Source organism: Desulfococcus sp. (assembly GCF_041737845.1).
GTDB lineage: Bacteria > Desulfobacterota > Desulfobacteria > Desulfobacterales > Desulfococcaceae > Desulfococcus.
Window position 1 is genome coordinate 18,641 of record NZ_JBGSQX010000013.1, and the last position, 10,210, is coordinate 28,850.

The window sequence follows — 10,210 nt, forward strand, 5'->3', positions numbered from 1 at the left end:
CAGACGCTAACAATATCAGTTAAACCCTCTGTAATCAAGGCCTGTTTTTCGTTTCTTGACTTTTCACGGGACCCACGATAAACAGCGCTCAGAGGAAATTAACAAAATGAATAATTTAGTAAATATCGATAATTTGATCATGGGCCGGGGACAGCCGCTGACCCTGATCGCCGGGCCGTGCGTCATCGAGGATGCGGCGCGGGTGTTTGAAATCGCCTCGCTCCTGAAGTCCTTGACCGCCGATCTCGGGATCCCGTTTATTTTCAAGGCCTCTTACGACAAGGCCAACCGGACTTCGATCGATTCTTTCCGGGGGCCGGGGCCTGATGAAGGCTTGAGAATCCTGGAAAGCGTCAAGCGGGAGCTATGCATCCCCGTCCTTTCGGACGTGCATCGCATCCGGGAGGTGGCGGCGGCGGCGGATGTTCTGGATGTCATTCAGATCCCGGCGCTTCTCTGCCGCCAGACAGATTTGGTTCTGGAGGTTGCCAGGACCGGAAAAGTGATCAATGTTAAAAAAGGGCAGTTCCTCGCACCCTGGGACGTTTCGAATATCGTGGACAAGATCCGGTCCGCGGGCAATGATCGCGTGGTCATCACCGAGCGGGGCGTCATGTTCGGCTATAACAATCTCGTCGTGGATTTCCGCGGGATACGGATCATGCAGGAGACCGGCTGCCCCGTCGTTTTCGACGCGACCCACAGCGTTCAACTGCCGGGGGGCGCGGGCAAGGCCTCGGGCGGTCAGCGGGAATATGCCCCGATCCTGGCCAAAGCCGCCGTGGCCGCCGGTGCGGACGGCGTTTTCATCGAGGTTCATCCGGACCCGGACCACGCGCTGTGCGATGGTCCGAACTCCCTGAAAACCGACGGACTGGCGCCGCTTCTGTCAAGCTTGAAGCGTATCCGGGAGGTCGCATGACCCCTGCAGGCGGGGCGTCCGGCGGTGGGGCCGAGGACGGCCGGCCGCCGACCGCCGACAAACTCAAGGCGGTCCGGCTGCTGCTTCTGGATGTGGACGGCGTACTGACCGACGGAAAGATCACCTACACCGAGCAGGGGCACGAGATCAAATCCTTCAGCGTAAGAGACGGCCTGGGCATACGCCTGGCCATGGATGCTGGGATTCGGGTCGGCATCGTCACCGCCCGAACGTCCCAGTCGCTGCGTCATCGATGCCGCAATCTCGGCATCGATCTGGTCTTTGACGGGGTGGGCGACAAACGGGCCGCCCTGGACGCGATCATGGACGAGACCGGGGTTCCGGCCCATCGGATCGCCTTTGTCGGGGACGACCTCCTGGACCTTCCGCTGATGCGATGCGTCGGGCTTTCGGTGGCGGTCGCCGACGCCCACGACCTACTCCTGGCCCATGCGGACATGGTGACCGTGAAGCGCGGCGGGCGGGGGGCCGTCCGGGAGGTGTGCGAGGCCCTGCTGAAGGCCCAGGGGCAATGGGAGAACATCAAGAACCGGTTTATCGGAAATGAAAAATAATTTCTTCAAGAATGTCAGAATCATGCTGCTGTGCTGCATCCTGGGCATCCTGGCCGTGGTCGTCACCGTGTTTGTGGGGTATCGCCGGGGGATGAACGAAGCAAGGGGGCTTGCCCCCTCCCTCCAGGACGGAGCGGGAATGGCGATTTCCTGCGTCCGGCAGACTGCCGTCCGGAACGGGGTCACGGAGTGGTGTCTGGACGCGGTTTCCGGCGAATACATCAACGCGGAGGCCCGGGCGGTGTTTGCGGCGCCGTCGGTGACCTTCTTCATGGAGGGCCGCGGCAAGGTCGTGATGACGGCCGCAACTGGAACCGTCCAGACCGATTCGAACAATATCCGCGTCAGCGGGGACGTGATCGTGAAGGACCAGGATTATGTGCTGAAAACCCAGACCCTCCATTACGACAATGGAGAGCATCTGCTCTCTACGGATGTTCCGGTGGCCTTCTCGGGGGCGGACTTCGATTTGACGGCCGATTCGGCGTCCCTGGACATGAAATCGCGTCAGGCCGTCCTCAAGGGCAACGTCAGAGGAACCCTGAGTGAATCACTGGAGCTCTGACCCCTTGGAGAAGCCTTTCCGGACAATCCTGGTTGTCCTCCTGACCTGGTGCATGTGGGTGTGCCCATCCGCCGCCCGGGCCGAGGACGCGAAGGTCGGGTCTTCCGCCAAGAAAGAGAAGATTCACATCGCCTCTGAAAGCCTTGTGGTCAATGATGCTGAAAAATATGCCGAGTTCATCGGCGGGGTGAGGGCCGTCCAGGGTCAGACGGTCATTGTGTCGGACCGCCTGAAGATATACTATGAGGGAAGCCCCCGCAAAACATCCGGCGCCGGGTCCGGGGACGCCGGCGCCACCGGGGATTCCATCAAGAGGATTGTCGCCACCGGCAATGTGAAGATCACCTTTGAAGACACCCTGGCGGAGAGCCGTGAAGCGGTTTACACCACCGCCGACCGGATTCTGGTGCTTTCCGGGCCTGACGCAAAGGTGACCAAGACCAACAGCGGCACGATCTCGGGATCGAAGATTTCGATCAACCGGGAAAGCGGCCGGATCAAGTTTGAAGGGAAGGTTGAAGGGCTTTTCTTCCCCGGGGAGAAGGGGCTCGACTGAGGTGGCGGAGTTGTCTCTCCGATCCCTTGTAAAGGTTTACCATGGCCGCCGCGTGGTCGCCTCCGCCAGCATGTCGGTGAAGTCCGGACAGGTCGTGGGCCTCTTGGGGCCGAACGGGGCCGGAAAAACCACCACGTTCTACATGGCTGTGGGATTGATTCAGCCGGATGCGGGGCGGGTCTATCTTGATGATGAGGACATCACGGACTATCCTATGTACAAACGGGCCCGGAGAGGCGTCGGATACCTGCCGCAGGAGACCTCCATTTTCCGGAAGCTGACGGTCCGGCAGAACATCCTGGCCATCCTCGAGTTCCTTCCCATGACCCGGGAAGCCCGGGAGGGCCGCACGGATCAGCTTCTTGAAGAACTGGGCATCAGCCGCCTGAGGGATCAGAAGGCAAGCGTCCTGTCCGGCGGAGAGCAAAGAAGGCTGGAGATCAGCCGGGCATTGGCCACCCGCCCCTCCTTCATCCTTCTGGATGAGCCCTTTGCCGGAGTGGATCCGCTCGCGGTCATGGACATTAAGAAAATCATTGAGCATCTCAAGGGAAAAGGCATCGGTATCCTGATTTCGGATCATAATGTGAGGGAAACACTGGGGGCTTGTGATTTTGCTTACATCCTGAACAGCGGGGAGGTGATCGAAGCCGGTTCTCCGGAGAGGATTGCCGACAGCGAAACAGCCAGGAGGTTTTATTTAGGGGATGAATTCAGGTTATAGCGATGGCAATTGAACTCAGACAACAGCTCAAGCTGACGCAGCAGTTGGTGATGACGCCGCAACTGCAGATGGCGATCCGGCTTTTGCAGCTATCCCGTCTGGAGCTTGTGGATACCATCCGCCAGGAACTCGAAGAAAATCCGGCACTGGAGGAGGTCCAGGAGGAGATTCGATCCGAAGAAAGAATGGCGGACGCTCTGGAAAGCGATCCGATGGAGGATAAATCCGCCGAGGGATCGGAGGCCCAGGAGGTGAAGATCGAGGAAAAGCTTCCCGAAGACATCGACTGGAGCAACTATATCGAGGAATACAACGCCCCCGGGAGGGTGAGTTTTGAGAGCGAAGACAGGGAAGCCCCCCGCTACGAGGCGTTCATCGCCCAGAGAGAGTCCCTGAGCAGCCATCTGCTGTGGCAGTTTCTCATGACCTCGCCCGATCCGGAGGAGGAGAAAATCGGCAGCCTCATTATCGGAAACCTGGACAAGAACGGATTTCTGGATCTTTCGGTCGAGGAACTTGCCGAGACGGGGGGCGTGGAGGTGGGGCGCGTCCAGAAGGTCCTCGCCCTGCTTCAGGGGTTCGATCCCGTCGGCGTGTGCGCGAGGAGCCTCCAGGAAAGCCTGTTGATCCAGGCGAGGCACTATGGCTGCGACGACCCGGTCGTGACGGCCATCATTCAAAATCACATCAATCATCTGGAAAACAAGAACTACAAGGCCATCGCCAAAGCGCTCAAGGTCAGCATCGACCATGTGATCGCAGCCGTCAGTGTCATCAAGGGTCTGGAGCCAAGACCGGGGCGTGAGTTCAGCGACGACACGCCCCATTACATCAACCCCGATATCTATGTGTACAAACTGGAGGATGACTTCATCATTGTGCTGAATGATGACGGCATGCCGAAACTCCGCGTCAATTGTTTCTACCAGAATGCCATGGGCAAAGGGGGGATGCTGGCGGGATCCGCCAAGGAGTATATGCAGGAGAAGATGCGGGCGGCGGCGTGGCTGATCAAGAGCATTCAGCAGCGTCAAAAAACGATTTACCGCGTGATGGAAAGCATCCTCAAGTTTCAAAGAGAGTTTTTCGAAAAAGGCATCGCCTACCTGAAACCCTTGATTCTCAAAGACGTGGCGGAAGACATCGAGATGCACGAGTCCACCATCAGCCGGGTGACGACCAACAAATATGTCTTCACTCCCCAGGGAATTTTTGAACTGAAATATTTTTTCAACAGTTCCATCAACCGCGTGGAGGGGGATGCCGTTGCGTCGGCGAGCGTTCAGGAGCGGATCCGGCGGATCATCGAGGGGGAGGACCCTAGAAAACCCTACAGCGACGAAAAGATTTCCAAGATTCTGGAAGCCTCGAATATCGACATTGCGCGAAGAACCGTTGCAAAATATCGAGAGATGATAAAGATACTTCCATCGAACAAACGCAAACAATTTTAAGGGAGGTCCACTATGCAGACATCTGTTACCTTCAAGAATTTTGATCCCTCCGATCACCTTAAAGCGTATGTGCGGGACAAACTGGACCGATTCGATCGGTTCCTTGACAATCCTGCGGAAGCGAATGTGGTTCTTTCCGTCGAAAAATTCAGGCATATAGCGGAAATCAATATTTCCGGGGACCGTTTGAAGATCAACGGCAAGGAAGAGACCAGCGACATGTATTCGGCGATCGACATGGTCCTGGACAAGCTCGAAAAACAGATCAAGAAGAGCAAACAGAAGATCCGTGAGAAAAGGGGCCGCGGCGGCGCGAAGGTCGATACGGCGCCCGGGGGGTTCGACTATCCCCGGGTGGTGGACGAAGAGGCTGAAATCATTGTCAAGACATTGGAATACAAGCCCATGGACGCCGAAGAGGCCGTCATGCAGCTCGACCTCGCCGATGACAACTTCATCGTTTTCACCAACGCCCGAACCGATCAGATCAACGTGGTGTATCGCCGGAATGACGGCCATTACGGCCTGATCCAACCCCAATAAGACACAACGATGCCAAGCCGGCATCTGAATCGCGGTAAGGGCCCCCTCCTGTGAAAACGGTCGGGGCCATAACTTTGCAGCCCGGGGCCGGGCTGTGTTCCCGGAAAAAAAGCTGTGCCATGAAAATTCTTGATGTGCTGCGGAAAGAGGCGGTTGTCGTCGATCTCAAATCCAGGGAAAAAAAAGGCGCCATTGAAGAGTTGGCAGCGCCGCTGTCGGCATTGTCCGGCATCGCCCGGAAGGACCTCGTGAAGGTTCTCATGGAGCGCGAACGGCTGGGCAGCACCGGTATCGGCGGCGGGATCGGCATTCCCCATGGAAAAATGAAAGGCATCGAATCCCTCCTCGTGGGCTTCGGGCGCAGCCGGGAAGGGGTCAATTTCGAATCCATCGACGGACGGCCGACCCATATTTTTTTTGTGCTGGTAACGCCTGAAAACTCGATCGACATCCATCTTAAACTGCTGTCCCAGATATCGAGAATCCTCAAGGATGACCTCTTGAAGCAGCGGTTGCGCAATGCCGGGACCCCGGATGCGGTCATCGAGATCATCCGGGAAGAGGATGTGGGGTTTTAGCCCGTATTCAACGGCCGTTCGGGATATGACATGCCGGAAAAACTGAAAATCATCATCATCACCGGGGTCTCCGGTTCCGGGAAAAGCACCGCGCTGGCGGCCTTCGAGGACGCCGGATTTTACTGCGTCGACAATATGCCGGTGTCGCTTCTGCCGGATTTTCTCAACCTGCCCTTGAAAAAGGAATTCACCGGGCTGGCATTTGTCATGGACCTCCGTGAAAAGGATTTTCTCGACAAGTACGAATCCGTTTTTGAATCGCTGAAGCCCAAGGGATATCGTTTTGAGATCATTTTCTTCGAGGCGGATGAAAACACCCTTCTGAGACGGTATTCCCAGACCCGCAGGTTCCACCCCCTGGCGCGGAACAAAGGGGTTCTCGAAGGGATACGGGTTGAAAAAAAGAAAATGGCGCCCCTGAGGCGGGTGGCGCGGCAGGTGATCGACACCTCGAAGTATACGGTCCACGAGCTGAAATCCGTCATTTTCGACATGGCCCGGGAAAAGGAAAAACAGATTCCGCTCCGAATCAATATCCTTTCCTTCGGTTTTAAATATGGAGTTCCGAACGACGCGGATCTCGTGATGGATGTCAGGTTCATCGACAATCCGTATTTTATACCTGACCTGAAACCCCTGGACGGCAGAACACCCCAGGTTCAGGGGTATGTGCTGCATCGGGATGTAACCCGGACGTTCATTGAGAAGTACACGGATCTTCTGGATTTTCTCATTCCCCTCTATGAGAGGGAAGGGAAGGCCTACCTGACGATCGCCATCGGCTGCACCGGCGGCAGACACCGGTCCGTAGCCATTGCGTGCTCGATTTTTGAACATGTCAGACCCCGGAACAGATGGGTCCACCTGCTGCATCGCGATATTGAAAAAGATGAAGAGGCATGCGCCACCGCGGATGCATCGTGATTTAGGAAAATTATGATTGGAATTGTTATTGTCACGCATGGTCAGCTCGGAGAGGTCTTGATCGATACGGCCGAGATGATCGTCGGTTCCCGGCCGGAGGCCATGATTGCGGTTTCCATCAATATCACCGAAGATGTGGATAAACTGCGGGGAAAGGTGGCCCGGGCGATCAAAGAAGTCACCCGGAAGCGGGGGACGTTGATTCTGACGGACATGTTCGGCGGCACGCCGTCCAACCTGAGTTATGCGTTTCTGAGGGAGGGCCAGGTCGAGGTCGTATCCGGCGTGAACCTCCCGATCGTCATCAAGGCGATCAACGCGCGGGAAAACAAGGCCCTGGGCGCATTGGCCGAATGTCTCGAAAGCTTCGGCAAGCGGAGCATCTCCATGGCCAGCGGTATCCTCAAGGGGAACAAGCGGGGATGAGCCGTCCCCCGGGGGGGATTCAAGACTGAATAAACCCGGCCCTCCGGTCAAGAGATATGGGCGAGTTCGGGCGGATGATCCGGGCGGCGGATAAGGCGCCGGATCCATGAGAGGAGAGTCAATATGGGCGGACGGAAACCGTTTATCGCCGGAAACTGGAAAATGTTCAAAACCGTCGGTGAAGCCGTTCGGACGGCGAAGGAACTGTCGGATCGGGTGTCGGATGCGCCGGATGTGGACATCATGATCGCGCCGAATTTCACGGCCCTTGCGGCCGTGCACGACGCCCTCGGGGAGAGCACCGTCATGCTTGGCGGGCAGAATTTGTTTTGGGAATCCGAAGGCGCCTTTACCGGGGAAACTTCTCCCGTCATGCTGCGGGATGCCGGCTGTCGTTATGTGATCATCGGACACTCCGAGCGTCGACAGTACTTCGGCGAGACTGATGAAACAGTTCGTAAAAAGGTCAAGGCGGCGCTTGAAAACGGTCTCGCACCGATCCTCTGCGTGGGGGAAACGGAAAACGAGCGGGAGACAAAAAAAACGTTTTCAGTGCTTGACAAACAGATTCAAAACGGTTTAAAAGACCTCCTCTCGGATGAACTGGGGCCTTTGGTGATCGCATATGAGCCTGTCTGGGCCATCGGCACCGGGAAAACGGCCAGTCGTGAGCAGGCTCAGGAGGTCCACCGGTTCCTGCGTTCTGTCATTGAAACCATGTTTGGAAATGAGCTTGCAAACGCCATCCGAATACAGTATGGTGGCAGTGTAAAGCCAAACAATATAAAGGCGTTGATGGAAATGCCCGATGTTGACGGCGCGCTGGTGGGCGGTGCGAGCCTGGATGCGGAGATCTTCAGCCGGATCCTTCATTTCCAACACTAAAGAAAGTCAGTCATCAATGTCGGCATTATTGATAGTGATCCATATCATCGTCTGCATCGCCCTGATCATGATCGTCCTGCTGCAGACAGGCAAGGGCCAGGACATGGGGGCGGCATTCGGCGGGGGCGCGAGCAACACCCTTTTCGGAAGCACGGGTGCTTCAACATTCCTTGGCAAGGCCACCACCGCCGCGGCGATCATCTTCATGATCACGTCGCTGACACTGGCATACATGTCGGGCCACCGCCTTGAAGGATCCGTCATCACCGACGTGGAGGTCAACCAGACCTCGGATGTCGCGGAGCCGGTTCCCGATCCCGCGCGCATCGAGGACGCCGTCCTGGGCCCTGTTGGGGCTCACGGCCACCCACCGAAAAAGGGGTTCCGCTCACCCGGGAGTGGTAAGGGCCGGGCGTGGAAAGGGAACGATTGGGACGCGCTCGTGCGACTCCGGGTTCTTTACCGATCCGGTGGGGGGCAAATCCGAGCGGGTGCATTTACCGCGGAGGGCGCGGCGACGGTCGAAGGCGCTCCATGAGAATCTTTATAAAAACCTCAAAAAGAGTACTCTCTTGTTCCCTCTAGAATTGAACTGGTATAGGCGAAGCCACCCTCTTTCAGGTTACCTTTTACCCTAAATTCAGACTGTCCGTTTTTACCCTGCAAAAGGACGGTTACATAATTATACTGTTGGACGAAATATCTGGCGATATAAAAGAATGGGAGAGGTGAAGGAATAAATGGGAGTTGTAATGTGCTGCGGGCAGTGTGCGTAGAAACAGGATAAAGGCGACTGTAAACGACATTTTGCGGGAGTGGCGCGATCTCTGGCCAGGGGGGCTGGAAGCGAAGCAGTATTCGACGCTGAACTTGATCGCGCATTGTCGGGATGGAACGCTGGGGTACAACACGGCGAGGTGTGGAGAGTGTCATCATGAGCAATGGTATGCGAGTTCGTGTGGGGACCGGCATTGTCCGAATTGTCTTGGGCCGCGGCAGGCGGCGTGGTCGGAGGAGGTGTGCGCTCGGCTGCCTGACTGTCCCCATTTCCATGTCGTCTTCACGGTGCCCGAGGAGTTGCATGATTTTTTTGAGTCGAACTATGAAGTGGCGGCGAATGAACTCTTTGGAGCGGCGGCGGAAACATTGAAGCTCTTCCAGAAGAACAACTGGGGAATGGAAGGGGGCTTTCTGGCGGTGCTGCACACTTGGGGACGAGCGCTTAACTGGCATCCGCATCTGCATGTCCTGGTGAGTGCGGGAGGCAGGGACTGCACAAGCGGAAGCTGGAAAGCTGCGCGAGCGAACTACCTGTTTCCAGTTCGCTTGATGTCGAAGGTCTTTGGAGCCATTTTTCTGCGGCGACTGGAGGCGCTTGAGGACAACGCGGAAATCCGATGGCCGGAGGAGCTAACGACGGCTGAGCAGCGAAAGATCTGGCGCGTGAAGATGGCCAAGCGCAATTGGAACATCTTCAGCCGGGCCACCTTGGGCAACACGCGGGCGGTGGTGCGCTATCTCGCCCGCTACACGAGCCGCATCGCGATCAGCAACCAACGCATCAAGAGGGTGGATATGGAGAAGCGGACCGTGAGCTTTGAGTGGAAGGACTACAAAGACGGCCAGCAAATCAAGGAGATGACCATGGAAGGAGGGACCTTCCTGCGCTGCTTCACCCGTCACCTCGTGCCCAAAGGATTTCGACGCATCCGCTACTTCGGGTTGCTCGCCGGTCGCAAGGGCCGCATTCAGGAACTCCCTGGAGCTCCGCAAACCAACATCGACGAAAAGACCCCGGACCCGGCACAGCCAGTCTGCAGCAACTGCGGTTCCAGCCATTGGAAATACTTCAGCTTCTACAAAACCCATCAGCTCCCGCACGGAGCCATCGTCTCCCCTTCGCCCACCTTTCAGTCGACCCAGGAAAGCGAAAGTCGCTTTTCCCTATCCCCCTCGAGAGCGAGCCCCATCGCCCGTCCAACAAGAGGATGAACCGACGCCGGCCCACGCCATTAACGATTTCGTGCTTTTCTTCCGGCGTCGGTTATCCTAAACGTT

Annotated in this window: 13 protein-coding genes; all 13 read left to right on the forward strand. The window is 56.9% G+C overall.

All coding sequences use genetic code 11. The features are described 5' to 3' along the window. Positions 1 to 106: 106 nt before the first annotated feature. The 13 genes from kdsA (at position 107) to ACEW8N_RS01385 (ending at position 10,144) form a co-directional block, all read left to right on the forward strand. Positions 107 to 922 carry a 3-deoxy-8-phosphooctulonate synthase gene (kdsA, locus tag ACEW8N_RS01325; protein ID WP_373497986.1) on the forward strand — a complete coding sequence of 272 codons (816 nt, stop codon included), beginning with the start codon at positions 107 to 109 and terminating at the stop codon, positions 920 to 922. Next, a complete protein-coding gene (locus ACEW8N_RS01330) occupies positions 919 to 1,497 on the forward strand; it encodes a KdsC family phosphatase (RefSeq protein WP_373497987.1) in 579 nt (192 codons plus the stop codon). The genes kdsA and ACEW8N_RS01330 overlap by 4 nt, the downstream gene beginning before the upstream one ends. Further along, entirely contained in the window at positions 1,487 to 2,062 is a 576-nt protein-coding gene (lptC, locus tag ACEW8N_RS01335; protein WP_373497988.1) for an LPS export ABC transporter periplasmic protein LptC, read from the forward strand. The genes ACEW8N_RS01330 and lptC overlap by 11 nt, the downstream gene beginning before the upstream one ends. A gap of 4 nt (positions 2,063 to 2,066) precedes the next feature. Next, the gene (locus ACEW8N_RS01340; protein WP_373497989.1) at positions 2,067 to 2,618 is read left to right on the forward strand and encodes an LptA/OstA family protein; all 552 of its coding nucleotides are present in this window, start codon (positions 2,067 to 2,069) and stop codon (positions 2,616 to 2,618) included. A 1-nt stretch (position 2,619) separates the two neighbouring features. Next, a complete protein-coding gene (lptB, locus tag ACEW8N_RS01345; protein WP_373497990.1) occupies positions 2,620 to 3,342 on the forward strand; it encodes an LPS export ABC transporter ATP-binding protein in 723 nt (240 codons plus the stop codon). 2 nt (positions 3,343 to 3,344) lie between these two features. Next, on the forward strand, positions 3,345 to 4,796 hold the full coding sequence (gene rpoN, locus ACEW8N_RS01350) for an RNA polymerase factor sigma-54 (RefSeq protein ID WP_373497991.1): 1,452 nt from the start codon (positions 3,345 to 3,347) through the stop codon (positions 4,794 to 4,796). A gap of 12 nt (positions 4,797 to 4,808) precedes the next feature. After that, complete coding sequence (gene hpf, locus ACEW8N_RS01355) at positions 4,809 to 5,339, forward strand: ribosome hibernation-promoting factor, HPF/YfiA family (protein ID WP_373497992.1); 531 nt, start codon at positions 4,809 to 4,811, stop codon at positions 5,337 to 5,339. A gap of 119 nt (positions 5,340 to 5,458) precedes the next feature. Further along, positions 5,459 to 5,917 carry a PTS sugar transporter subunit IIA gene (locus tag ACEW8N_RS01360; protein WP_373497993.1) on the forward strand — a complete coding sequence of 153 codons (459 nt, stop codon included), beginning with the start codon at positions 5,459 to 5,461 and terminating at the stop codon, positions 5,915 to 5,917. A gap of 30 nt (positions 5,918 to 5,947) precedes the next feature. Then, on the forward strand, positions 5,948 to 6,841 hold the full coding sequence (gene rapZ / locus ACEW8N_RS01365; RefSeq protein WP_373497994.1) for an RNase adapter RapZ: 894 nt from the start codon (positions 5,948 to 5,950) through the stop codon (positions 6,839 to 6,841). Positions 6,842 to 6,853: 12 nt separating this feature from the next. Beyond that, positions 6,854 to 7,267 carry a PTS sugar transporter subunit IIA gene (locus ACEW8N_RS01370; protein WP_373497995.1) on the forward strand — a complete coding sequence of 138 codons (414 nt, stop codon included), beginning with the start codon at positions 6,854 to 6,856 and terminating at the stop codon, positions 7,265 to 7,267. A gap of 123 nt (positions 7,268 to 7,390) precedes the next feature. Beyond that, positions 7,391 to 8,152, forward strand: a complete 762-nt coding sequence (tpiA, locus tag ACEW8N_RS01375) for a triose-phosphate isomerase (protein ID WP_373497996.1) — start codon at positions 7,391 to 7,393, stop codon at positions 8,150 to 8,152. A 16-nt stretch (positions 8,153 to 8,168) separates the two neighbouring features. Then, positions 8,169 to 8,690: a preprotein translocase subunit SecG gene (gene secG / locus ACEW8N_RS01380; protein ID WP_373497997.1), complete on the forward strand. Its 522-nt coding sequence runs from the start codon at positions 8,169 to 8,171 to the stop codon at positions 8,688 to 8,690. A gap of 230 nt (positions 8,691 to 8,920) precedes the next feature. Next, positions 8,921 to 10,144 (forward strand): transposase, encoded by a 1,224-nt coding sequence (locus ACEW8N_RS01385; protein ID WP_373497998.1) that lies wholly within the window; start codon positions 8,921 to 8,923, stop codon positions 10,142 to 10,144. Positions 10,145 to 10,210: the final 66 nt, after the last annotated feature.

Bases quoted from the DNA above. Each gene is read 5' to 3' on its own strand.
- ACEW8N_RS01330 (WP_373497987.1), top strand. From the start codon at position 919: ATGACCCCTGCAGGCGGGGCGTCCGGCGGTGGGGCCGAGGACGGCCGG.
- rapZ (WP_373497994.1), top strand. From the start codon at position 5,948: ATGCCGGAAAAACTGAAAATCATCATCATCACCGGGGTCTCCGGTTCC.
- ACEW8N_RS01370 (WP_373497995.1), top strand. From the start codon at position 6,854: ATGATTGGAATTGTTATTGTCACGCATGGTCAGCTCGGAGAGGTCTTG.
- lptC (WP_373497988.1), top strand. From the start codon at position 1,487: ATGAAAAATAATTTCTTCAAGAATGTCAGAATCATGCTGCTGTGCTGC.
- hpf (WP_373497992.1), top strand. From the start codon at position 4,809: ATGCAGACATCTGTTACCTTCAAGAATTTTGATCCCTCCGATCACCTT.
- tpiA (WP_373497996.1), top strand. From the start codon at position 7,391: ATGGGCGGACGGAAACCGTTTATCGCCGGAAACTGGAAAATGTTCAAA.
- rpoN (WP_373497991.1), top strand. From the start codon at position 3,345: ATGGCAATTGAACTCAGACAACAGCTCAAGCTGACGCAGCAGTTGGTG.
- kdsA (WP_373497986.1), top strand. From the start codon at position 107: ATGAATAATTTAGTAAATATCGATAATTTGATCATGGGCCGGGGACAG.
- secG (WP_373497997.1), top strand. From the start codon at position 8,169: ATGTCGGCATTATTGATAGTGATCCATATCATCGTCTGCATCGCCCTG.
- ACEW8N_RS01360 (WP_373497993.1), top strand. From the start codon at position 5,459: ATGAAAATTCTTGATGTGCTGCGGAAAGAGGCGGTTGTCGTCGATCTC.